Below are 24,153 nucleotides of genomic sequence, written 5' to 3'. Positions count from 1 at the left end.
AATCAGATGAATACCGGATGCAGTATATGAACCCACATATCATTGAAGTGCCGTTAGAAAAGTCTTACCGCCTGATCAACCACGGCCCAACCGTTCTGGTCTCCGCCCATCACGATGGCGTGGACGACGTAATGACCGCAGCCTGGGCCTGTGCGCTGGATTTTACCCCTTCAAAACTGATGGTGGTGCTGGATAAAAGCACCGTCACTCGCACGTTAATTGAAAGCAGCAGCACCTTTGTGATTCAGGTGCCGTGTGCCGCCCAGCTGAACATGACCCACTTTCTCGGCACCCACAGCCTGAAAGAGATGCCCGACAAACTGCAACAGGCGGGCGTTGAGCTGTTTCATGCTCCAGGGCACAGCGCGCCGCTGGTGGCGGGCTGCACCGCCTGGATGGTTTGTAAACTGATCCCTGAACCGCATAACCACCAGGCGCACGACCTGTTTATCGGCGAAATTATTGGCGCATGGGCGGACGACCGCGTATTCCAGAATGACCGCTGGTCATTTGAAACCGCCGACCCGGCGTTCCGCAGCCTGCACTACATCGCGGGCGGCCACTTTTACGCTATCGGCGAGCCGCTGGTGGTGCCAAACGTGGAGGCATAATGAAAAGGATTGAGCTTCCCGCCGACGACTACCGCAAATTGCGGGACTTTATTACCGACTGGCTGGAGGACAAACACGACCTCCAGCTCGGGCAGTTTGAGGCAGAATTTTTCCTCGATGAACTGGTGAAGAAAATGGCTCCGGCTCTCTATAACAAAGGGCTGGACGACGCTCTGGCCGTGGCGCAAAGCAATATGCTGACGCTGGAAGAGCTGCTCGATTTAGAGAAGGTCATCGATTAGCCTGCTCCTTTGCTAACCAGGCGTTTATCGCCTGGTTAAATTGCCCCACGGCGCAGGCGCACTGTAGCCATAAATCTTCGATTTCTACTTCATCTACCACGGCTTCGCGGCAGGCCAGCTCCAGTTTACGGCAGGCGGCTTCGGCCCGTTCCGCCCCGCATATTTGTACCGCCCCGGAAATGCGATGCACGCAGCAGGCCAGCTCGGGCCAGTCCTGTAGGTTCAGCAGATCTTCGGCAAGGGTTAAATCCTCCTCGTTGCTTTGCAGCGTCAGGCCCAGCAGCTCTTTCAACATGCCGCCGTCGTGGCTGCTCATGGCCTGAAGTTTTTCGATGTTGACCAGTTTTTCAAGGCTTACCGGCTCCGCCTGTGCTTCCTGTTTGCTGTTCATCACGCCGGCGAGAATCGCCTCCAGCTGCGGGAGCTGGAGCGGCTTAAACAGGCAGTCATCCATACCCGCCAACATGCAGCGGGTGCGCTCTTCCGGCCAGGCGTTGGCCGTCAGTCCAAGAATAATCACCGGCGCGGCCTGGTGCTGGCGAATAAGCCGGGTGAGCGCCGGGCCGTCCATCCCCGGCATGCTGCAATCGGTTATCACCACGTCGAAGGCATTTTCCTGCCACAGCGCCCAGGCCTCTTCGCCGTCGCGAGCCTCGGTGACCCGGTGGCCGAGGTGAGCCAGTTGGCTGCGCAGCAGCAGCCGGTTTGCAGGGTGGTCGTCGACCGCCAGAATACTCAGCGGATAATGGCGCACCGCCTGCTGGTGACTCTCGGACTTCGTCTGCTCAGGCCGCCGTTGGCTTTGCGCCACGGGTACGGTAAAACTGACTTCGGTTCCGTGTCCGTGGAGGCTTTTCATCGAAATATTGCCGCCCATCATCTGCACCAGCTGGGCGCAAATCGCCAGTCCAAGCCCGGAGCCGCTTTGCCCGCGCCCGTTCTTAGCCTGCACCCACGGGGAGAAAATATTTTCCTGCTCCTCGGCGGTGATGCCTCTCCCGCTATCTACTACGCTTATCTTCAGCAGCACGCTGTCTGCCGGGCCGCTCTCCAGCGCCGCGATATCAACGTTAACGCAGCCCCGGTCGGTGAATTTAATCGCGTTGCTTACCAGGTTCGATAGCACCTGGCGAAAACGCAGCGGATCGATATACACCTGGTAAGGCAGAGGCGGGGATAAAATGCAGCGCAGCCGCAGGCTTTTTTGCCGCGCCAGCCCTTCGAATACGCGCACTACCGGCGGCAGCAGGTCGGTAGTTCTTACCCACTCCGGTGCCAGTTCCAGGCGGCCTGACTCAATCCTCGCCATATCGAGAATATCGCCGATTAGCCCCATCAGGGTGCGGGCAGACTCCCAGGCTACGTGAATCGGATCTTCCTCCTCCGGCAGCTTGCCGTTGGCTTTTACCGCCAGCTCCAGCAGGCCAATAATCGCGCTGACCGGGGTGCGGATTTCATGGCTCATGGTCGCCAGAAAAGTGCTCTTCGCCCGGTTTGCCTGCTCGGCTCGCTCGCGCTCTTCCGAGAGCGCCAGGGTCAGGGTTTCGTTGTACTCCAGCTGGGCCTGCAACTTCTGCTGCGCCAGCAGGCGCGCCCGGACTTCGCGATGCAGGTAATAGACCCAAATAAGCGAAGTCAGGATCAAGATGCCCGCTACGCTAAGCACCAGCCAGAACTGGGTTTTATACAACTCCCACGTATCCAGCCGAACGTCCGGTCGGGTTTGCCATTTGTTGATGATGCTGTTGATGTCGGCGGGGGAGATATTCTCCAGCGATTTATTCAGAATGCTGAGCAGCTCCGGCTGATCGCGGGAGACGGCGAAAGAGATCCCCGCCGTCTGGCCGCCAACGCGTCCGCCAATCTTCAGCCTGTCGCGGAAGTAGCGGTCAATCATGTAGCTGGCGCCAAACAGCGAGTGAATGGCAATATCGGCCTTGCCGTCATCGATCATTTGCATAGCAATGCTGGCATTGGCGGTTTCGATAAGGCGAATACCGGGATTAAGCTGTTGCAGTTCCGGGATCAGGCTGTTTTTGCTGACGATGGCAACGCGGGTGCCTGCCGGAAGCGGGGAGGCGTAGTTTTTTTCCTTTGCCTGAACCATCACGAATGGCGATGTGAAATAAGCACGAGAAAACAGCAGGTTCTGGTTCCGCTCTTCGCTGTGGCTGACCGCGCCGATAAACATCGCCTTTTTATCCGTAAGCTGGTGCTCCATCGCGCTGACGGAATCCGCTGAAACCGGCTCAAAATGCAGGCCGGTACGCAGCCTGATTAACCGTAAAATATCATCCGTTACGCCATAAAAATTGCCGTTGGCGTCGATCATGGTAAAGGGTGCATAAAAGGCGTTTACCGACACTTTTACCGTCGGGTGTCGTGCAAGCCACTTCTTTTCCGCCCCGGAAAACTCCACCTGCTTGCTGACGCGCCAGAGGTTAGCCCGCTCGCTCCACTGCTGGAGGATCACCTGATGCTGAATGCGTGGAATGGACTCCAGGGCACGATTCACCGCCCGCATCAGCGGCAGATCTTCGCTACGCAATACAAAATGACTGCCGGTTTCCCGCTCGGGGTAGACCCGCTGGAAAGCGAGAAAATGCGAGTAATTACGCTCGAGCAAATAGGAGGTGGTCACCAGGTTGCCGATGTAAAAATCATTTTCCTCAAAGGCAACCGAGGCCATGGCCTGTTCGTCGGTAGAAAAATGGCGGATGATCACGCCGGGAAAATTTTGCTCTATCCAGCTGTCGTCCACGTACCAGCGGGCAATCGCCAGCCGCATGCCCGGCCGGTAGCGGAAGGGCGCGACATTGCTGCTTTTTCTGTGAACCAGTACCGGGTGGTCGCTAATAAAGTTGCCGGATGTGGCAAACTTTGAATGCTGAGGCAGCACTTTACCCGAAGGGTCGGCAACCATATCTACTTTGTGCTGCGCCAGCGCGCTTAGCGCCGCCTCGCGGTCGGCAAACATCTGCACGTTGACGCGCAGACCCAGGTATTGTGCTATCAGGTGGATGTAGTCGGCTATCATCCCCTCATAGCGACTGTTTCCCGTATACAGGTAAAGCGGTGGGATTTCGGGCTGCCAGACCGCAACGTGCAGCTCGCGCTTGTTCCCCAGCCAGCGCCAGTCCTTGTCGTCGAGGGTAAAGGCTTTGGGCTGGTAGCTTTCACGGCTCAGGATATGCAGGCGCTCCGGTTCTGCGGAGCGTTCGGCCTGCGCCGGAGGGAGGATTAACAAGCTAAGCAGCAGGAGAAAAAAATTGAACATCGGTTTAATCCAGGCTGTGGCGGCGGGCAAAATCAATCAGCTCGAGGGTGCTGCTGACCTGAAGCTTGGTCATGATGCGGGTTTTATAGGTGCTGACCGTTTTGTTACTGATGTGCATTTTGTCGGAGATATCCATGATTTTTACCCCCCGGCTCAGGTAACAAAGCACCTGTAGCTCGCGGTTGGACAGTCTTTTTACGGCCTCAACTTCGCTCGCAGGTCGGGTGTTTTTCGCGCTGGCCTGGCGGCGTAGCGGAAAGTAACCATAGCCGCGCTCTACGGCACGTACCGCATCCTGTAATTCGTCCAGATTATTGCCCTTGCCGACAAAACCATCCGCGCCGCTGTTCATGCAGCGGCTTAAATAATGCTCGTCATCGCGCCCGGTTAGCACTAATAGGCGGCCAGAGAAGTCGTGGTTTCTTAATTTTTCTATTAATTCCACGCCGCTCAATCCGGGAATATCTAAATCCACGACGACAATTTCGGGGTTTAATTTTTGAATTAATTTAAATGCCTCCGAGCCGTCGCCGGATTCGGCAAGGATTTGATGACCGTCTTTTTCCAGCAGCATGCGAATAGCCAGACGCGCCATCGGATGGTCGTCTATTATCAACAGGGTCGCCATTATTCTTCCTCGAGTTTGTTTTCTTTATAAAGGCTGACATAAAATGGCCGTTTATATCAACAGATAAAATAATGCATACTTTTCTTGTCGTCCTTTGTCGATTGTTAATGCTGCCCGCCATTCGCGCTGGGTGCGGGGCTGTTGCGGCTCAGCAAGGTGTGTTTGTAGTCCTGGGATGACAGAAATTGATGACTTTGATGACAATGCTCTGACGCCATTCTGAATGTTTAATTATTTGGTGGGCGTATAGTGAGTTCCACAAGGCGGGAATATATCGGAGCGTATATTTACCAAGCTTACCGCAAAGGATTTGCGACTGGTTCATGCAGCGCGGAATAATGATTGAATAACCTTTTATACTTACTTGGTGTTAATTGATACTCGCAGCGTGGCCCGCTTTGCTAATTAACTACAGGAATGACCGGTAACTCACCGCCTTTTCTTTAAAGAAAAGTTTTGAATGCGCATCTTTCATAAACCAATACGGTTATGCAGGAAGGTTAATACGGTGTCCGGCGTTGAACTTCATTTATTCACAGGAATCATGTTTTATGAAAAAGCAATTACACGCTCTGGCATTACTTTCCGTTATCAGCGGTGCGGCAGTTTCAACGGCTAACGCAGCCGACGGCACCATTCAGTTTAACGGTGAAATCATCGATGCAGCCTGCACCGTCTCTCCGGCAAGCGCCAGCCAGACCGTTACTCTGGGTCAGGTAAGCGATAAAGCGTTTGCCGCGCAGGGCGACACCGCTGGCGCAACGGCCTTCCAGATTGACCTGACCAGCTGCCCGGCGACCGTCACCAGCGCTACCGTGAAGTTCGACGGTACAGCATACCAGGGCGACAACTCCGCGCTGGAACTGACCCAGGCTCCGGGCGTGGCTACCGGCGTAGGCATTCAGATCCGCAATGCGGACAACTCCGTGCTGCCGCTGTTCACGCCTTCCCAGAGCATCGCACTGGCTCAGACAGGCACCAACACGCTGAAATTCAACGCGGCCTATGTGGCTAAAGCGGCAACCGTGACCGCAGGTCCGGCCAACGCCACCGCAACGTTCAGCGTGGTTTACAACTGATTGCTCTAAGCAATTACTCCAGCCGGCCTGCGGGTCGGCTTTTTTTCCCTCTCTCTGGAGTCTCTATTGTGAAGACAAAACTCTCTTCTCTGCTGTTAGCAGGCTTACTCGCAGGAAGCGGTATTGCTCACGCTGGCGTTGTCGTTGGCGGCACGCGAGTTATTTACGACGGTGAGAAAAAAGAAGCGGCAATCGGTATCGACAACCCGGACGCCTCTCCGTACCTGATTCAGTCGTGGGTGGAAAACGAAGCGGGCAATAGCGATAAGCGCAGCTTTATCGTCACGCCGCCGCTGTTCCGCCTCGACGCCAAACAAAAGAACACCCTGCGTATCATGCAGGCCGGTGCCGGTTTGCCAGCGGACCGTGAAACGCTGTTCTGGCTGAACATAAAGTCTATTCCGGCGACCGATGCTTCGGCGGCTGAAAACACCTTACAGCTGGCAATTAATACCCGCATCAAGCTGATTTATCGCCCGGCGGCGCTGAAGGGTGAAACGCCGGAAAACGCCAGCGGCCAGCTTAAATGGGCGCGCCAGGGCCAGGCTCTGTCCGTAACCAACCCGACGCCTTATTACATCAATTTCCAGTCGGTCAGCATCGGCGGCCGTCAGCTCGACAAGGCCACTTACGTTGCGCCGCGCTCCTCGGCCCGTATTGAACTGCCGGCAGACGCGCGCGGCAGCCAGGTTGAATGGAAAGTCATCAGCGACTACGGCGCCGTTGGCGCAGTCCACAAAGCCTCTCTTTAAAGAATCGAATCCGCTGGAATAAAATTATGCCCTTTTTTGCTTGCTCCGGAAAAACGCGGCCAACCTTACTGGCTACCACTATCGCACTGCTCCTGTCTTCGCTTGCGGTTGAGGCAAAGGATTACTTTAATCCCGCGCTGCTTCAGCACACCGGCGAAGGCGGCACCGCACCCGATCTCTCGGCGTTTGAAAACGGCGGTCAGCTTCCGGGCAGCTACCCGGTGGACATCTACCTCAACGGCGAGCAGGTAGACAGCAAGGCGGTAACGTTTTTCCAGACCGCAGATAAGGGTCTGCAGCCGTGCCTGACCGTGGCCGATCTGGCGCAGTACGGCGTGCGCGTGGATTTATATCCAGAACTGCAAGTGGCGGGTGAAAACTGCGCTTCGCTTGCGGCCATTCCCGAGGGCAGCGCCGAGTTCGTTTTCAGCGCCCAGCGCCTTGACCTTTCTATTCCTCAGGCGGCAGTTAGCCCGCGCATTCGCGGCTATGTCCCGCCTTCGCAGTGGGATGAGGGGATTAATGCTGCCCTGCTGAACTACAGCTTTAGCGGCATGAGCGAGCTGGAAGGCCAGCGCGGCGGTTCGGGCGGTAGCCAGTATCTGAACCTGAGGCCGGGTATTAACCTTGGCCCGTGGCGCCTGCGCAACTACTCAACCTGGTCACGCAGCAACGGCGAGAATGATAAATGGAGCACGGTTTACAGCTATGCCCAGCGCAGCATCGTGCCGTTCAAAAGCCAGCTTACGCTGGGCGAAAGCCTCGCGCCGTCGGACGTATTCGACAGCGTGCCGTTTCGCGGCGCACAGCTGGCTTCCGATGACGAAATGCTGCCGGAAAGCCAGCGCGGTTATGCCCCGGTGGTGCGCGGCATCGCACGGAGCAACAGCGCGCAGGTTATCATTCGCCAGAACGGGTATGTCATTTACCAGACCACGGTGCCGGCAGGCCCGTTCGAAATTACCGATATGTTCCCGACCGGGGGCAGCGGCGACCTGTACGTCACGGTAAAAGAAGCGGACGGTAGCGAGCAGAGCATGGTGGTGCCTTTTGCCTCCTTGCCGGTATTGCAGCGCGAAGGGCGGCTGCGCTTTAGCCTGACCGGCGGCCAGTACCGCACATACGACAGCAGCGTTGAAAAAACCATGTTTGGGCAGGGCACCGCAATTTATGGCGTCGGCAAAGGCATGACGATATACGGCGGCGCGCAGCTGGCTGAGCATTACCGCTCGTTTGCCGCAGGCGTCGGGCAGAACCTCGGCGTTATCGGCGCTATTTCCGCCGACGTAACGCAATCCTGGGGCCAGCCGAAGGAGCAGGAAGCCAGCCAGGGGCAGTCGTGGCGCGTGCGCTACAGTAAAAGCCTCGCCGAGACGGGAACCCACGTCGCCATTGCCGGTTATCGCTACTCCACCGAGGGCTTTGCTTCGCTGTCGGACGTGCTGGAAACTTATCGTGATAATCCGTACACCCTGAGAAACGACAGAAAACGTAACCGGGCGGAACTGACGCTGAGCCAGGATCTCGGTGACGAACGCGGCTATTTATCCGTCGGCGCGATTAGCGAGGATTACTGGAATGGCGCACGCAAAACCTCCTCCTGGAGCGTGGGCTACAACAACAGCTGGAACGGCGTCAGCTATAGCCTCAACTATGCCCTGAATCGCAATACCTCCCAGGCCGGAGCGGCGACGGAGTACGGCAAAACCTACGATCTTGACCAGGTTGTCTCGCTGAATATCAGCCTGCCGCTTGGCCGCTGGCTGAGCAACAGCTACGCCAGCTACGGCATTAGCAGCAGCAAGTCCCGCGGCACGGTGAATACCGTCGGCCTGAACGGCACTGCGCTGGAAGGTAATAACCTTAACTGGAACGTGACCCAGGGCTATGCCTCGCGCGAGCGCGAAAATTCAGGCTACACCAGCCTTAACTATCGCGGCACCTACGGGGAAGTTAACGGCGGCTACAGCTACGCCAGCGGGCAGCGCAACCTGAACTACGGCGTGCAGGGTTCAATTGTGGCACATGCGGACGGAGTCACTGCCGGGCAGCAGCTTGGCGAAACATTTGGCCTGGTCAAAGTGCCGGGGGCTTCCGGCGTGGCGGTGAATAACCAGACCGGCGTGAAAACCGACTATCGTGGTTACGCCCTGGTGCCGAACTTAATGCCGTACCGCCATAACGACGTCACGTTGAGTACCGAAAGCCTGAAAGAAAACGTCGATCTTGAGCAAACCAACCGTAGCGTGGTGCCTACTCGCGGAGCCGTAGTGCGCGCCGATTACCGCGCCCAGGTCGGCCTGCGCGTGTTAATGACCCTGATTCGCGCGAACGGCAAAGCCGTCCCGTTTGGCGCTACGGTCGCCAATGAAGCCGAGCGCAGCGGCGGCAGCGGTATCGTCGGCGACGGCGGCCAGGTCTATCTCGCCGGTTTACAGCCTAAAGGCACGCTGCTGGTGCAGTGGGGCAAAGGAGCAGATAGCCGGTGCCGGGTCAGCTACAGCCTTAATCATGACGAGGCGACTGCGGCTATTGCCTCCCTTGACGCACAGTGTCGCTAAGCGCGGCTTCGGATAAGAGATAACGATGAACAGATTAATTAAAAAAGCATTTCGCCCGCGCCTGCTCACCTGCGCGCTGCTGCTGGTTGCCTCAAAAGGCGCGCTGGCAACCTGCTCGTTTATGGATAGCCGCTTCGGGCCTAACGACTCGGTTGCGCTGGACTGGGGCACGATAGTCGTCCAGCGGGATACGCCGGTGGGCACGGTCGTAGCCAGGCTCGGTGACTCTACGCTCGGCGGGCGTAATAATTTTCTGCAATGCAACGCCAGCGGCTTTACCACCCAATGGGCAGTAGGGCCAGGATTTGCACCGGTAGCTTATGGCGGACAAACTCTGTACCAGTCAGGCGTACCGGGGCTGGCATTTCGTATTGTGACATCAGGAGCGGGCTCTACTGCCGGGCGCTACGGCACCGGCCCGCTGCCGCGGCAGATCACTAATATGGCCTGTAATACCGGGACAGGATGGTGGCGTCTGTGCGGCGGCACATGGGGCGGGATGAGCCTTCAGCTGGTCAAAATTTCCCCGATAACGGGGTCCGGGCCGATGACTGCGGGGTCGATCGTTCAGGCGCTGGTGGTGGGCGACACCAATGTTATTGATTACACCATCGGCAGCGGTGTAATTCAGACGGTTGCCTGCTCGGTAAGCAACAGCAATATCAGCGTGACGATGGGCAAAGCGAAAAACACCGACTTCGGCACCCCCGGCAGCACCAGCGGCGATGCCGATTTCGCTATCGACCTGAACTGTGACGCTTCCACCCACATTAATCTCACCCTTGCGCCGGGCAATGCGGGCGCGGCGGATGCGGCTAAGGGCATTCTTAATATCGACAATTCGGGCGCGGGGAAAACCGCCAGCGGCGTTGGCGTGCAGGTTATGTATAACAACGCGCCCCTTGCTCTGAACAGCAGAATTGCGGTTGCCACTACGGCGGCAGACGGCACTTATGCTATTCCACTCAAGGCTCGCTATTACCAGACGCAGCCCGCCGTTACGCCGGGAATAGCCAACGCCAACGCCACTTTTACGCTGACATATCAGTAGAGCCAGGCCGCAAATATGAAAACATTATTCAGCAAAGTTATCTGGGGCGGCGTATTGCTGCTTGGGGCGGAAAAAAGCGTCCAGGCAAGCTGCACCTTTATGGACGGCCGTTTCAGCGCCAATGATTCGGTTACGCTCGATTTCGGGCATGTTGTGGTGCAGCGGGATGCGCCCGTTGGCAGCGTGGTGGCGACGGCCATTGATACCCGTCTCGGCAGTCGCGACAGCTTTATTCAGTGCGACAGTCCAGGATTTGTCACCCGCTGGGCGCTGGGCAACGGGGGATTTATGCCGGTGAACTATAACGGTCAGACGCTTTATCAGTCCGGGGTGCCGGGTCTGGCGTTTCGCGTGGTGACCAGCGGGGCGGGATCAACGACCTGGCGCTACGGCACCGGGCCTTTGCCGCGTCAGATCTCCAACACTTCCTGTACCTGGTCCGGCACCTGGTGGCGTCTGTGCGGCGGAACCTGGGGCAACTACCGGCTACAACTGGTAAAAATTGCCCCGGTTACCGGCTCAGGCCCTATTACTATCGGCTCCATCACTCAGGCACTGGTGGTGGGTGAAACCAATATCATGGACTACCGCATAGGTAGCGGAAGCGTGCAAACCGTAGCCTGTTCGGTGCTGAACAGCTCGATTACCGTGAGAATGGGCAAGGCGAAAAATACCGATTTCTCCGGGCCGGGCAGCACCAGCGGCGACGCCGATTTTGCCATCAAGCTGAACTGCGATGCCGAAACGAAGATAAAGCTGACGCTTGCGCCGGGAAGCGGCGGGGCGCAGAACAGCAGCCTGGGTATTCTTAATCTGGATGCTGCTCAGGCGGGACAAACGGCTACCGGAGTGGGTATCCAGGTGCTGTATAACGACACGCCGCTTGAGCTGGGTACGATGGTGAGCATTGCCACCACCAGCGTCGATGGCGCTTATTCGCTCCCGCTTGTGGCGCGTTATTACCAGACCGGGGCGAAGGTCACGCCGGGCAGAGCCGATGCTAACGCCACCTTCACTATGACTTATCAGTAAGCGCGGCTCAGGCGAGATTATTGCGTTTGGCAAACTCGATCATCTCCAGCGTTTTACTGAAGCCGAGCTTGGCCATAATGCGGCGTTTATAGGTGCTGATGGATTTATTGCTGACGTGCAATTGCGCGGCGATATCAATCAGCATCTCGCCGCGAGAGATAAGCCCCAGCACTTCAAGCTCGCGGTTGGACAGCGTACCGAGCAGCTCGCTTTCAGATTGAACTCCGGCCGATGTATTCACCGCCTGCGGCCGCTGAGGGAAGAACTCGTAGCCGCTGATAATAGCTTTGAAGGCGTCAACCAGCTGATCGAGATGGTTATTCTTGCTGATAAACCCGTTTGCTCCGGCGCGGCGGGCGCGATCCACAAAGTGGCTATCGTTATGGCCCGTGAGCACCAGAATGCCGCCGTTAAATCCCTGCTGGCGCAGTCGTTTAATCACGTCCAGCCCGTTAGGCGGCGGGATTTCGATGTCGATAACCACCAGATCTACTCCGGCGTTACCGCTGAGGGCGTTAATCGCGTCGCGGCCGTTATCGCTGATGCCAACCACTTCGTAGCCGTTATTCGCCGCCACCACTTTGACGGCAAGCTGCGAAACAGGATGATCGTCGACGATATAAATCTTACTCATATAAGGGCGGCCCGAAGGTTAGGTATCAACTGGTTATGGCAGTATAGCAACCTGGCGTAGCGTATTCTCCAGCTGTTTTACCAGCCGTTCGCAGTCTGCGATTAAAGCGTTAATCGCCTCACTATCTCGCGCCTGCGCAGCGGCCTCTATTTTCCCGCAGATTTCGGACAGCCCGGCGGCATCCGCCAGCCGTGCGCTTCCGGCCAGGCGATGAGCGCTGTTTTTAGCCCGGATGAAATCTCCACCGGCAAGGGCGCTATTTAGCGCGGTTATATCAAGCTGGTTTTGCTCAATTATAGTGTTAACCAGGGCTTGAAAAGCCCCCGGCTGTGAACCCGCAAGCTTGTTAAGAGAAAGCAGCGCTCGCGGTGGATGTTCGCCGATGTTCTCAGCTGATTCATCGATGCGGGAAAGCAGCGTTGCCAGTTCCACCGGTTTAAACAGGCAGTCGGTCATCCCTGCCTGTATTGCCCGGTCGCGTACCTGCTGCTCTGCCATGGCGGTCAGGCCGAACATCGGTTGGGGCTTGCTTCCCGCCAGCCGCTCTTTTTCCCGCAGCTGGCGCACCAGCTCAAAGCCGCTAAAGTCCGGCATGTTGCAGTCGGTGATGACGATATCAAACGGCGGCTGTTCCGCTTCCCAAAGCCGCAGTGCCTGAGCGCCGTTTTCCGCCGCCACGCCGGTATGGCCTGCAAATTCAAGCTGCTGCACCAGCAGTAAACGGTTTGCCGGATGGTCGTCAACAACCAGAATTTTGCGTGAGTGTGAGGCGCTCAGGCTGGCTCCGGGTTGACTCCTGTCCTGTTCAGGAGGCGCTATCGGAGCCGAGAAACGGAAGATAAACGTGATGCCTTCGCCCGGCGTGCTCTCAACCTCCAGGCTTCCGTGCAGTAGATCTGCCAGCTGGCGGCAGATACTTAATCCCAGACCGCTGCCGTGGTGCGCCCGCCGCGCGGCGTCCAGTTGAACAAAAGGTTCGAAAATAGCTTTTTGCTGCTCTTCGCTCATTCCCACGCCGCTATCGCAGACTTCCAGCACATAATCGCCTTTCTTACCAGGCTGCTTGTTGGCCTGATAGATAATGATTTCCACCTCGCCCCGGGCGGTAAATTTGATGGCGTTGCTCACCAGGTTAGAAACGATCTGTTTGAGCATAACCGGGTCGAACAGAATCAGGTCGTCCTGCACTTCAACACTTGTATGTAGCGAAAGCTGCTTCTCTTCCGCGCTGTAGCGGAACAGGGTGCTGATGCTGTTAATCATCTCGCTCAGAGAAAGCGGCACGCTGCGTACCGTAAAAGTGCCGGACTCGATTTTTGCCATATCGAGAATATCGCCCACCAGCATCAATAATGATTTCGAGGACTCATAGGCGACGGCGATGTTATTACGCCGCTGTTCCGGCGAGCTGCGCCCGGCATTCTCCAGCTCCAGCAGGCCTATCAGGGCGTTCATCGGGGTACGTATTTCATGGCTCATCTGCGCCAGAAACTGGCTTTTTGACTCGCTGGCTTTTTGTAACTGCGCCTGAGAAGCCTGAAGCTCGTTTTGCAGCGCCCGCTGGGTTGCGAGGGTGCGTTTAAGCAGGCGATTGCGCCAGAAGTAGAACACCAGCAGCATCGCGGCCAGGCTGATGAGAACAATTGCGCTCATAATCCCGGTGCGGTAATGGCCCCAGACCTCAAAGCGCTCCAGCGCGTAGCGCATTTGCCAGCCGCTAAGGTGCTCCTCCATTTCCTGGGGCGGCACTCGCTCCAGAGCTTTGTCGATTATCGACAGCAGCGCGCGGTTTTGCTCGCCGGAGGCCATCGCCAGCCGCAGCGGGGGGACGGGCACCGTTATGGCGATACGGAATCGATCTTCGAGATAGCTTTTCAGCACGAAGCTGGCAGCGGTTTGCGGCACGATGGCGCCGTCGAGATTATGAATGAACAGGGCGAGGGCGGTTTCCAGCGAGAAGTCCTGCTCGACAAACTCGACCTGCGGAAACCGCCTGCGTAAATCCGGGAGATAATAACTGCCGGTAAATACCGCCACCTTTTTACCGTTCATTCCGGCGAGCGAGTTTATGGCGGGGAAATTTTTGCGGGTGACCAGCACCCAGTCGGTTACCTGAATCGGGCGGGTATAGATAAGCCCGGCATCAGGCCCCGTTGCGGAGGCATCGGCGGCGGCAATTAACGAGTTGGGATCTTTTTTAAGCTGTTCGCGCATCTCCACCAGATTATTGAAGGGATGCCAGGTAAAACGTAGCCCGATTTGCCTGCCGATGCTGTTCAGCAGCGCCACGGCGTAACCGCTTTGCTTGCCTTCCTGATTTATAAAGGTCAGCGGAATATGAGTATTGACCACCAGAACCGGCACCACCGGATGAGCGGCAACCCAGTCTTGCTCTTGCTGGGTCAGCCCGAGAGGGTTAGCCATGCCAGGTGAGGCAGAGGGCGCTGGTTGAGCATGCAGCACGGAGGCGATGCAGAGCAGGCAGAGGCTAATCAGGCGCAGAACAGCGGTCAGCCGCATCGTGGCGTTCCCTTCGGTGGCTTTTGGGCTTAGATGTCAGTCAATATAGCTGTAAAAACAGAGATTAATAAGCGACTCGTCGGCTGTTTAACTCATCAAAGATGCTGGCGGCGATGGCCTCGGGGGCGGCCATAGAAAATATCTGCACATCGCCTGACAATAGATATGCCTCAAAACGCTGGCTGAATTTCGCGATTTCGCTTTCTCTTTTCAGGCCGAAGCCCCGCTGTAGCTGGCGCTCGACAATACAGTTAACAGCCTGCTGATAATCGCGGGACGGCATCAGCAGCACCGAGGTGCCGCTTTCTGCGACTCGTTTTCTGTTCCGCTCCACGATGTCGGGGCGGATATCGGTTGCCAGAAATCCTGAGGAAAGGATAAAGACGCTATCAGCTTCGGCTTCTTCCAGCAGCGTCTCCAGCAGTTTTGCATTCTCCAGGAGATAGCTTTCATAGCCGTTAAGGGCGATAAATTCGCGGATGTTCAGGATTCGCTCACAGAACTCGTCGTCGAGATCGACTTTTGCATAGCCGAGGCGAGCCGCCAGAAATTTACCCACGGTACTTTTGCCCGCGCCGCCGGGGCCAATAAGAAAAACAAAATCTGCCATCTGCCTTCTCGCTTATTTATCCTCTCCCTGAATGCTATTGGATAAAAGAAAGGGGCACAATGTGCCCCTTTTCAGAATGTGGACGAAGAAAGATTATTACTGGTTAACCGGCACAACCGCGCCGTGGTATTTCTCTTTGATCCAGTCCTGAATCTCTTTAGAGTGCAGGACTTTTACCAGTTCTACGACGTCATGTTTCTTCACGTCCGCGCTGTGCACGGTGATGATATTGGCGTACGGGTTGCCTTCGGTGCTTTCAACCGCAATCGGATCTTTGATTGGGTTCAGGCCCGCGTCCAGCGCGTAGTTGGCGTTGATAACAACCGCGTCGCCTTCGTCATTGGCATACATCTGCGGCAGCAGGGCGGCTTCGATATCAGCCTTAAATTGCAGGTGTTTTGGGTTAGTTGCGATATCGGTAATGCGCGCGTTAACCGGCTTGATGCCCGGTTTCAGGGTGATAACGCCTTCGCGCTGGAAGATAGCCAGAATTCGGCCTTCTTCGGCAACCGAGTCACGCATAATGACTTTCCCGTTTTGCGGCAGGTCTTTCAGGCTTTTATATTTCTTTGAATAAATACCAATCGGCTCAACGTGGATCGCCCCGGCGCTGACGAAATCGTAGTTTTTATCGCCTTTATGATCCTGTAATACCGAGTCAAGGTACGGCTGATGCTGAAAATAGTTGGCGTCAATTTCACGCTCCGCCAGGGCGGTGTTCGGCAGAATGTAGTCCTGGAAGGTCTTAATCTCCAGGTCGATACCTTCTTTCGCAAGGATTGGCTTCGCCTGCTCCAGAATTTCCGCATGCGGCACGTTAGACGCGCCAACAATCAGCTTTTCTGCCGCATTGGCATGCAGGCTCAGCGCGGTCAGAGAAGCCAGAGCTAACATCATAAATTGTTTTTTCATTATCCCGTCCAGTAGTGATTAATTATAAAAAGCATTGCCGTGGAACTCCGGCAGGCAGATAGCGCGCCTGACTGCCGAAAGATGAATCTCTGCTAGCGCTTATCCAGCAGAGTGGTAATACGGTCGCCGATAAACTGAATAATAAAAACGATGGCCAGTATCATGCCGGTTGCCACTAAGGTGACGTCGTTGTGGTTGCGCTGGAAACCTTCCAGATAGGCGAGGTTGCCGAGGCCGCCCGCGCCGATAACGCCCGCCATCGCGCTGTAGCTGACCAGCGCAATCAGGGTGACGGTAATCCCGGACACCAGCGCCGGAGAGGACTCGGGCAGCAATACGCGGAAGATAAGCGTGTGGGTTTTGGCCCCCATGGAGCGCGTAGCCTCGATAACGCCTTTGTCGACTTCGCGCAGGGCAATTTCAACCAGCCTTGCATAGAAGGGCGCGGCGCCCACAATCAGCGCCGGAAGCGCGGCGTTGGTGCCGAGAATGGTGCCGACCAGCGTTTTGGTAAACGGGATCAGCAGCACTATCAGAATGATAAAAGGAATCGAACGGAAGACGTTTACCAGCACCGTGACAACCGAATAAACCAGCCGGTTTTGCAGCAGCTGGCCGCGAGAAGTTAAGAACAGCAGTACGCCGAGTGCGATGCCCAACACCAGCGTCGCCAGCCCGGACCAGGCCGTCATATAAAGGGTTTCGCCGGTTGCGGCCCACAGCTTATCGAGGTTTAAATGCGGGAATAATTGCTCAGGCATGTTGAATAACCTCGGTTTCTACCCGCTTTTGATTCAGGTATTGCACAATATTGTCCAGCTGGCTGGCCTCTTCAAAATGGACATAAAGCTCGCCAAACGAGCCGTCCACCGTTTGGGTAATTTTGCCGTGCAGGATATTCAGCGCGAGGTTGAAGTGCTGAATGACTTCGGCAACCACCGGCTGCTGAGCCTGGCCGCCGGGGAAAATAAGCTTCAGGATGCTGCCGCTTAACCCCTGAACCCACTGCGGGTTGAACGGGCTGCCGCCTTCGCCGTGGTGGGAAACCTGGCGGACAAAGGTTTGTGTTATCGGCTGTTGAGGATGAGTGAACACGTCCAGCACCGCGCCTTCTTCGACGATTTTGCCGTTTTCCATTACCGCGACGCGCTGGCAAATTTTGCGTACTACGTGCATTTCATGAGTGATAAGCACGATGGTTAATTTGAGCTGGCCATTGATGTCGAGCAGCAGGTCGAGAATGGCGTCGGTGGTTTGTGGATCTAATGCGGATGTTGCTTCATCGCACAGCAAAACCTCCGGATTATTAGCCAGCGCACGGGCAATGCCGACGCGCTGTTTCTGGCCGCCGCTGAGCTGGGAAGGGTAGGCGCCTTCTCGTCCTTCCAGGCCAACCAGCTTGACCAGTTCGCCAACGCGTTGCTTAATCTGGCGTTTATTCACCCCGGCAATTTGCATCGGGAAGGCAATATTCTCAGCCACCGTGCGCGACCACAGTAAATTAAAATGCTGAAACACCATGCTGACTTTTAAACGCGCCTGGCGAAGCGCTTCGCTGCTGGCGTTGGCGATATCCTGACCGGCAATAAAAATAGAACCGGAAGAGGGCGCTTCGAGGCCGTTTAATAACCTTATTAAGGTGCTCTTACCCGCGCCGCTATAGCCGATAATGCCGTAAATCTGGCCTTTTTCGACAGTGAGGCTAATATTTTCCACGGCTGTAATATCGCCGTTTTTCCCGGCAAATATTTTCGACACGCCCGATAGAACGATCATTATTACCTTTCCTTAACTGCTTAAAACTTCCGCCTTCCGGCAGCATAATCCGCTGTGAATGGCCGATAGTGGGCTTTGTCCTGCGAGCTTAATCGCCGTTGTTTAGCCGATACTACCTGCTAACGTGCTATCCCAGAAGAATATAAAAACATGAGTTATAGCGATAAGGCATATAGCAATGCCGGGCGTTCCTGAACTGCATTATCTGGATTTTCTTTAGCAAATAATCAGCGTTGCTTATATTGAGTTTGGATATTTATTATTCTCTGGCTAATTAATTTACGTTAAGGCCTGTGTCTGATTTTTTATTTAAAAAAGTCTATTTAATAGCCGAGTATCTGAGACGAATTAAAAATTCTCCCCGCAGGATTAACAAAGCGTGAAGCGCGATCGGGAAATATTTTGCCAGCCGCGCTATGTTGTCGCGCGTTGTGTACGGAGAATGTCTGAGCATGTATGAGTTCAATTTAGTGCTGCTGCTTTTGCAGCAAATGTGTGTGTTTCTGGTGATTGCCTGGCTGATGAGTAAAACCCGCCTGTTTATCCCGCTGATGCAGGTAACCGTGCGCCTGCCGCACAAGCTGCTGTGTTACATCACCTTCTCCGTTTTCTGCATTATGGGTACCTATTTTGGCCTGCACATTGAAGGCTCGATTGCCAACACACGCGCCATCGGGGCGGTGATGGGCGGCCTGCTCGGAGGCCCGGTCGTCGGCGGGCTGGTGGGCCTTACCGGCGGGCTTCACCGCTATTCTTTGGGCGGAATGACGGCGCTTAGCTGCATGATTTCGACCATCGCCGAAGGCTTAATCGGCGGACTGATCCACAGCTATTTAATCAAACGAGGCCGTACCGACAAATTGTTCAGCCCGCTGATGGCAGGGGCGGTGACCTTTGTTGCCGAGCTGGTGCAGATGCTGATTATCTTGCTGATTGCCCGGCCGTTTGAAGACGCGCTGCACCTGGTCGAAAGCATTGCTGCCCCGATGATGGTGACCAATACGCTCGGTGCGGCGATGTTTATGCGCATCCTGCTGGATAAGCGCGCGATGTTTGAGAAATACACCTCGGCTTTTTCCGCCACCGCGCTAAAAGTAGCGGCTTCTACGGAAGGTATTCTGCGCCAGGGCTTTAACGAGCAGAACAGCATGAAGGTAGCGCAGGTGCTGCTTCAGGAGCTGGATATCAGCGCCGTCGCGATTACCGACCGCGAGAAGCTGCTGGCTTTTACCGGCACCGGGGATGACCACCACCTGCCGGGGAAACCTATCTCGTCGGGCTACACCTGGCGGGCGATTGAGAATAACGAAGTGGTTTATGCCGACGGTAACGCGCTGCCGTACAGCTGTTCTCTGCATCCTCACTGCAAGCTGGGCTCAACGCTGGTTATCCCGCTTCGAGGCGAGAATCAGCGGGTTATCGGCACGATTAAACTTTACGAGGCGCGCAACCGGCTGTTCAGTTCAATCAACCGTACCCTTGGCGAAGGGATTGCGCAGCTGCTGTCGGCGCAGATCCTCGCCGGTAAATACGAGCAGCAGAAGGCGCTGCTGGCGCAGTCGGAGATAAAGCTGCTCCACGCCCAGGTGAACCCGCACTTCCTGTTTAATGCCCTGAATACGCTGAAGGCGGTTATCCGCAATGACAGCGATAAGGCCGGGCAACTGGTGCAATATTTATCGACTTTCTTCCGCAAGAACCTCAAGCGCCCGTCGGAGATTGTCACGCTGTCCGATGAAATTGAACACGTTAACGCCTACCTGCAAATAGAGCTGGCGCGGTTCCAGTCGCAGCTTAAGGTTGAATTACAGGTGCCGGAGGCGTTTGCCCATCAGCACTTGCCCGCTTTTACGCTGCAACCAATTGTGGAAAATGCGATTAAACACGGCACGTCTCAGCTGTTAAGCACCGGTGTTATCACAATTAGCGCACGCAGCGAGGGGGACAATGTCTTTGTGGACATAGAAGACAATGCCGGGCTGTACCGGCCGAAAATCAACGGTAATGGGTTAGGCATGAATCTGGTGGACAAGCGCCTGCGGGCGCGATTTGGCGACGATTATGGTATCGCCGTGAGCTGCGATCCTGACTGTTTTACGCGCGTCACGCTGCGGCTGCCTGCGGGGGAGTTTGTATGTTAAAAGTTCTGATTGTTGACGATGAGCCGCTGGCGCGTGAGAACCTGCGCCTCCTGCTACAGGATGACGGCGACATTGAAATTATTGGTGAGTGCTCCAACGCGATTGAAGCGATTGGTGCGGTAAATAAGCTGCGCCCGGACGTGCTGTTTCTTGATATTCAGATGCCGCGTATCAGCGGTCTGGAAATGGTCGGCATGCTCGATGAGCGGCACCGCCCGCGCATCGTCTTCCTCACGGCTTTTGATGAGTATGCGGTGCAGGCTTTTGAAGAGCGTGCCTTTGACTATCTGCTGAAGCCGATTGAGGCTCCGCGATTACAAAAAACGCTGGCGCGACTGCATCAGGAACACGAAGCGCAGGACGTTTCTGGCCTGCCTGAAAGCCAGCAGCCGCTGAAGTTTATCCCGTGCAGCGGGCATAGCCGCATCTGGCTGTTGCAGATGGAGGAAGTGGCCTACGTCAGTAGCCGGATGAGCGGGGTGTACGTCACCAGCCGGGACGGCAAAGAAGGGTTTACCGAGCTGACGCTGCGCACGCTTGAAAGCCGCACGCCGCTGCTACGCTGCCACCGGCAGTATCTGGTGAATATGAATTATCTTCAGGAGATCCGCCTGGAGGATAACAGCCAGGCGGAATTGCTGCTGCGCGACGGGCGTACCGTGCCGGTCAGCCGTCGCTATTTAAAATCGTTGAAAGAGGCGGTGGGGCTGTAAGTCAGCCCTGGCGTAATCCGGCAAAAGCCTCGCGGACCTCGGCTTCCGGCAACGCTATTCCAATAAACACCAGCGTGCTGCCCGGCGTTTCGTCCGGCTGCCATTCCCGGTCCCAGTCTGCGCTGTAAAGCCGCTGTATGCCCTGAAACAGCAGGCGGCACGGCTGGTCTTCAATCCACAGCATGCCTTTATAGCGCAGCAGATTGTCGGCAAAGCCGGAAAGCAGTTTTTCCATCACCGAGGAAACCGCCGCCAGCGCTACCGGGTAGTCAAGCGTGACCACAATCGAAGAGACAGGATTTTGCTGCTGCGCAATGTGGTGGAAGCGAGGCTTTGCCGCCACAACATTTTCTTCCAGCATAAAACCGCGGGTATCAAACAGCAGGCCCAGTTCAATATCGCCGTGGACTACCGGGTAAACCGGGGCGCGTGCGTTGATGCGTTGCAGGCGCTCGATGAGTTCGCTGCAATCCCCGGCAACGTCGGTTTTAGTCAGCAGGATACGGTCCGCGTAGCCAATCTGGGATTGAGCAAGCTGGAACTGGTCGAGCTGCGATGTGGCGTGAACCGCATCGACCAGGGTGATAACGCCGTCGAGCAGGTAGCGCTCGCAGATAATTTCATGGGAGAAAAACGCCTGAAGAATAGGGCCGGGATCCGCCATGCCGGTGCATTCGACGATCAGGCGGTCAAACTGCACCTCGCCTTTATCCAGGCTGTCGAGCAGGTCAAGCAGGGCGTCTTCCAGCTCGCTTGAGCGGGTGCAGCAGATACAGCCGTTGCTCAGCGTGGTAATGCGGGTGGCGCGGTCGCCAATCAGCTGGCTGTCGATGGGAACTTCGCCAAATTCATTCTCAATAACGGCAATCTTGCTCTCCTGCTGGTGATGCAGAATGTGGCGTAATAGGGTGGTTTTCCCCGCGCCGAGAAAGCCGGTTAAAACAGTCACTGCAATCGGTGTCATAACATTATTCCTTAACAGCAGCGCATTCCGCCTTTTCCATCTCCGCCGTAGCGCGCCTGCTGGCGCTCGCGGAAGAATTCTTTATAGCTCATGGCCGGTTTGTCCGGGTGGTTGGTCTGCATATGCAAAACGTAGGTGTCGTAGTCCGGAATGCCGACCAGCATCCGGGCCGCCTGGCCGAGGTATTTTTTTGCTGCGCCTAAGTTATCGAACATCCGTCGCTCCTTAAGAAATTTAGCCGCTATGCGGCAGGAGAAAGCCCCGCGTGGGCGGGGCAGTCAGATGAAACGATCAGTGGCCGGATGAGAGTTTAACGCCTTCCTTCGGCACCGGCTGATAAGGGGTTTCTTTATCAGTGCGAAGCTCGGTCTGGCGCGCTTCTTTCCACGCTTTGATACCGTAGAAGATAATGCTGTACACCACAACCAGGAACAGAATACTCAGACCCGCATTGGTGTAATTGTTGACGACGATATGGTTCATATTCGCAATCTCCTGAGCTGTCAGGTCGGCACCGCCGGCGCTGATACGCGCCTTATACTGGTTGGCCATAAAGAAGAAGCCTTCCATTTGCGGGTTGCTGCTGAACAGCTTCAGGCCGAGCGCCCAGGTGGTGCAAATAAGCAGCCAGACGGCAGGCACCACGGTAACCCAGATGTATTTGGTGCGCTTCATCTTCACCAGCACCACGGTTGCCAGCACCAGCGCTACGGCGGCCAGCATCTGGTTGGAGATGCCGAATAGCGGCCACAGGCTTTTCACCCCGCCGAGAGGATCGACCACGCCTTGATACAGCAGGTAACCCCAGAGCCCAACGCACCCGGCCGTGCCGACAATACCTGCGACCAGCGAGTCGGTCTTTTTCAGGAACGGAATAAAGTTGCCCAGCAGATCCTGTAGCATAAAGCGCCCGGAACGCGTACCGGCATCCAGCGCGGTAAGGATAAACAGCGCTTCGAACAGAATACCGAAGTGATACCAGAAGCCCATATCTGCAACCGGCACAATCTTGTGGAACACATGGGCGATACCTACGGCCAGAGTTGGCGCGCCGCCAGCGCGGTTAAGCACCGAAGGTTCACCAATATCTTTGGCCGTTTGCAGGATCTGTTCCGGGGAAATAACGAAGCCCCATGAACTTACCGTCGCCGCCGCGTGGGCGGTCACATCCTTCAATTGCGCCAGAATCATCGGCGCATTCTCTCCGCCCAGCTCATGCAGGTTTGGCATGGTAATGCCAAGGCCCGCTGGCGGCGTGTTCATGGCGAAGTAGAGGCCTGGTTCGATAATGGAGGCGGCAACCAGCGCCATCACCGCAACGAAGGACTCCATCAGCATTGCGCCGTAGCCGATAAAGCGGGCATCGGTTTCACAGGCCAGCAGTTTTGGCGTTGTCCCGGAGGCGATAAGCGCGTGGAAGCCGGAGACGGCCCCGCAGGCAATCGTAATAAACAGGAACGGGAATAGCGCCCCTTTCCACAGCGGGCCGGTGCCGTCCACGTATTGGGTGATGGCCGGCATTTTCAGTTCAGGGTTGAGAATAACGATACCGATGGCCAGGCCGACGATAACCCCGATTTTCAGGAAGGTTGCCAGATAGTCGCGTGGGGCGAGGATCAGCCACACCGGCAGCAGGGCAGAAACGAAAGCGTAGCCAATCAGGGTAAAGGTAATGGTGGTGTCTTTAAAGGTCAGCGCCGGGCCCCAGTACGGGTCATGGGCAATCACGCCGCCAAAGTAAATCGAGGCGATAAGCAAAATAACGCCGATGACCGAGACTTCGCCAACCCGCCCGGGCCGGATAAAGCGCATATAGATGCCCATAAACAGGGCAATCGGCACCGTCGAGCAAACGGTAAAGACCCCCCACGGACTTTCTGCCAGGGCTTTAACCACGATAAGCGCCAGCACGGCAAGGATGATTATCATTATAAGGAAGCAGCCGAACAGGGCGATTGTGCCCGGCACCGGACCCATTTCCTCTTTGATCATCTCGCCAAGGGAAGCGCCATTACGACGCGACGAGATAAACAGCACCATAAAGTCCTGTACCGCACCCGCCAGCACTACGCCCGCCAGCAGCCAAAGCACGCCGGGTAAGTAGCCCATTTGCGCGGCCAATACCGGGCCAACCAGCGGCCCCGCACCGGCTATCGCGGCAAAGTGGTGGCCGAACAGCACGTTGCGGTTGGTGGGAACATAGTTCAGACCGTCATTGTTAATAACCGCAGGCGTCGCGCGCGTAGGGTCAAGCTTCATCACCTTTTGCGCAATATAGAGGCTGTAATAGCGGTAGGCGACGAGGTAGACCGAAACCGAAGCCACGACTATCCACAGGGCGCTGATGTGTTCCCCTCTTCTCAGGGCAACCACTGCCAGGCAGCAGGCCCCGATTATCCCCAGAATCACCCAGGGTATGTGTTTGAGAAATTTATTTTTATTCATAATAATTCCGTTTGTCAGAATACTTTCGTAATACCTGTCTCTGTATTACTGAACCTGGTTTTTGTCACAAAGGAGCATGAATTTATGCCGTATATAGCCTGACGCCGTTTCTTGCCCGGCGGGAGAAAGAGTGGCTGAGCGGTCATATGCGAAGATAAGCGGTTGCCGGATGGGCTAAGCGGTTTTGCCGCGGCGCTAACTTGCT

Annotated in this window: 20 protein-coding genes; 9 read left to right on the top strand and 11 right to left on the bottom strand. The window is 56.0% G+C overall.

The genetic code is table 11. The features are described 5' to 3' along the window. The first annotated feature begins 26 nt into the window (after nucleotides 1-26). Together FOC35_RS21130 and FOC35_RS21125 are read left to right on the top strand one after the other, a co-directional pair. On the top strand, nucleotides 27-611 hold the full coding sequence (locus FOC35_RS21130; RefSeq protein ID WP_172570120.1) for a flavin reductase family protein: 585 nt from the start codon (nucleotides 27-29) through the stop codon (nucleotides 609-611). Beyond that, the gene (locus FOC35_RS21125; RefSeq protein ID WP_172570119.1) at nucleotides 611-853 is read left to right on the top strand and encodes a DUF2164 domain-containing protein; all 243 of its coding nucleotides are present in this window, start codon (nucleotides 611-613) and stop codon (nucleotides 851-853) included. Before FOC35_RS21130 ends, FOC35_RS21125 begins: the two co-directional genes overlap by 1 nt. Here the strand turns inward: FOC35_RS21125 and FOC35_RS21120 are convergent. Together FOC35_RS21120 and FOC35_RS21115 are read right to left on the bottom strand one after the other, a co-directional pair. Beyond that, entirely contained in the window at nucleotides 843-4,130 is a 3,288-nt protein-coding gene (locus FOC35_RS21120) for a response regulator (protein WP_172570118.1), read from the bottom strand. The two genes, FOC35_RS21125 and FOC35_RS21120, sit on opposite strands and share 11 nt — an antisense overlap. A gap of 4 nt (nucleotides 4,131-4,134) precedes the next feature. Then, on the bottom strand, nucleotides 4,135-4,758 hold the full coding sequence (locus tag FOC35_RS21115) for a response regulator (RefSeq protein WP_172570117.1): 624 nt from the start codon (nucleotides 4,756-4,758) through the stop codon (nucleotides 4,135-4,137). 551 nt (nucleotides 4,759-5,309) lie between these two features. Here FOC35_RS21115 and FOC35_RS21110 point away from each other — a divergent pair. From FOC35_RS21110 to FOC35_RS21090, 5 genes are all read left to right on the top strand, one after another. Next, nucleotides 5,310-5,837 (top strand): fimbrial protein, encoded by a 528-nt coding sequence (locus tag FOC35_RS21110; RefSeq protein WP_172570116.1) that lies wholly within the window; start codon nucleotides 5,310-5,312, stop codon nucleotides 5,835-5,837. Between the two features lie 68 nt (nucleotides 5,838-5,905). Further along, complete coding sequence (locus FOC35_RS21105; RefSeq protein WP_172570115.1) at nucleotides 5,906-6,589, top strand: fimbria/pilus periplasmic chaperone; 684 nt, start codon at nucleotides 5,906-5,908, stop codon at nucleotides 6,587-6,589. Between the two features lie 26 nt (nucleotides 6,590-6,615). Continuing rightward, on the top strand, nucleotides 6,616-9,150 hold the full coding sequence (locus tag FOC35_RS21100) for a fimbria/pilus outer membrane usher protein (RefSeq protein ID WP_172570114.1): 2,535 nt from the start codon (nucleotides 6,616-6,618) through the stop codon (nucleotides 9,148-9,150). Between the two features lie 25 nt (nucleotides 9,151-9,175). After that, nucleotides 9,176-10,201 carry a fimbrial protein gene (locus FOC35_RS21095; RefSeq protein ID WP_172570113.1) on the top strand — a complete coding sequence of 342 codons (1,026 nt, stop codon included), beginning with the start codon at nucleotides 9,176-9,178 and terminating at the stop codon, nucleotides 10,199-10,201. A gap of 15 nt (nucleotides 10,202-10,216) precedes the next feature. Next, nucleotides 10,217-11,233 (top strand): fimbrial protein, encoded by a 1,017-nt coding sequence (locus tag FOC35_RS21090; RefSeq protein ID WP_172570112.1) that lies wholly within the window; start codon nucleotides 10,217-10,219, stop codon nucleotides 11,231-11,233. Nucleotides 11,234-11,240: 7 nt separating this feature from the next. On the opposite strand, the gene FOC35_RS21085 is transcribed toward FOC35_RS21090, so the two are convergent. From FOC35_RS21085 to FOC35_RS21060, 6 genes are all read right to left on the bottom strand, one after another. Further along, complete coding sequence (locus tag FOC35_RS21085) at nucleotides 11,241-11,867, bottom strand: response regulator transcription factor (protein ID WP_016536224.1); 627 nt, start codon at nucleotides 11,865-11,867, stop codon at nucleotides 11,241-11,243. A gap of 33 nt (nucleotides 11,868-11,900) precedes the next feature. After that, entirely contained in the window at nucleotides 11,901-14,387 is a 2,487-nt protein-coding gene (locus tag FOC35_RS21080; protein WP_172570111.1) for an ATP-binding protein, read from the bottom strand. Between the two features lie 64 nt (nucleotides 14,388-14,451). Then, nucleotides 14,452-14,997: a shikimate kinase gene (locus FOC35_RS21075; RefSeq protein WP_172570110.1), complete on the bottom strand. Its 546-nt coding sequence runs from the start codon at nucleotides 14,995-14,997 to the stop codon at nucleotides 14,452-14,454. 96 nt (nucleotides 14,998-15,093) lie between these two features. Further along, nucleotides 15,094-15,909 carry a MetQ/NlpA family ABC transporter substrate-binding protein gene (locus tag FOC35_RS21070; RefSeq protein ID WP_016536227.1) on the bottom strand — a complete coding sequence of 272 codons (816 nt, stop codon included), beginning with the start codon at nucleotides 15,907-15,909 and terminating at the stop codon, nucleotides 15,094-15,096. Nucleotides 15,910-16,001: 92 nt separating this feature from the next. Beyond that, nucleotides 16,002-16,670, bottom strand: coding sequence for a methionine ABC transporter permease (locus FOC35_RS21065; protein ID WP_016536228.1), 669 nt, complete (start codon nucleotides 16,668-16,670; stop codon nucleotides 16,002-16,004). Further along, nucleotides 16,663-17,685 carry a methionine ABC transporter ATP-binding protein gene (locus FOC35_RS21060; protein WP_172570109.1) on the bottom strand — a complete coding sequence of 341 codons (1,023 nt, stop codon included), beginning with the start codon at nucleotides 17,683-17,685 and terminating at the stop codon, nucleotides 16,663-16,665. Before FOC35_RS21060 ends, FOC35_RS21065 begins: the two co-directional genes overlap by 8 nt. Before the next feature lie 452 nt (nucleotides 17,686-18,137). Here FOC35_RS21060 and FOC35_RS21055 point away from each other — a divergent pair, with 452 nt between their 5' ends. Together FOC35_RS21055 and btsR are read left to right on the top strand one after the other, a co-directional pair. Beyond that, complete coding sequence (locus FOC35_RS21055) at nucleotides 18,138-19,826, top strand: sensor histidine kinase (RefSeq protein ID WP_172570108.1); 1,689 nt, start codon at nucleotides 18,138-18,140, stop codon at nucleotides 19,824-19,826. Next, nucleotides 19,820-20,539 carry a two-component system response regulator BtsR gene (gene btsR / locus FOC35_RS21050; RefSeq protein WP_172570107.1) on the top strand — a complete coding sequence of 240 codons (720 nt, stop codon included), beginning with the start codon at nucleotides 19,820-19,822 and terminating at the stop codon, nucleotides 20,537-20,539. The genes FOC35_RS21055 and btsR overlap by 7 nt, the downstream gene beginning before the upstream one ends. Nucleotide 20,540: 1 nt before the next feature. Here the strand turns inward: btsR and yjiA are convergent, their stop codons facing one another. From yjiA to FOC35_RS21035, 3 genes are all read right to left on the bottom strand, one after another. Further along, nucleotides 20,541-21,503: a GTPase gene (gene yjiA, locus FOC35_RS21045; RefSeq protein ID WP_172570106.1), complete on the bottom strand. Its 963-nt coding sequence runs from the start codon at nucleotides 21,501-21,503 to the stop codon at nucleotides 20,541-20,543. An 11-nt stretch (nucleotides 21,504-21,514) separates the two neighbouring features. Next, complete coding sequence (locus FOC35_RS21040; RefSeq protein ID WP_016536233.1) at nucleotides 21,515-21,718, bottom strand: YbdD/YjiX family protein; 204 nt, start codon at nucleotides 21,716-21,718, stop codon at nucleotides 21,515-21,517. Between the two features lie 76 nt (nucleotides 21,719-21,794). Further along, nucleotides 21,795-23,948, bottom strand: a complete 2,154-nt coding sequence (locus FOC35_RS21035; protein WP_016536234.1) for a carbon starvation CstA family protein — start codon at nucleotides 23,946-23,948, stop codon at nucleotides 21,795-21,797. Nucleotides 23,949-24,153 lie beyond the last annotated feature (205 nt).

It is taken from the genome of Cedecea sp. FDAARGOS_727, from assembly GCF_012273235.1.
Taxonomy (GTDB): Bacteria; Pseudomonadota; Gammaproteobacteria; order Enterobacterales; family Enterobacteriaceae; genus Cedecea; species Cedecea davisae.
This window is presented reverse-complemented; position numbering and strand designations above follow the sequence as displayed.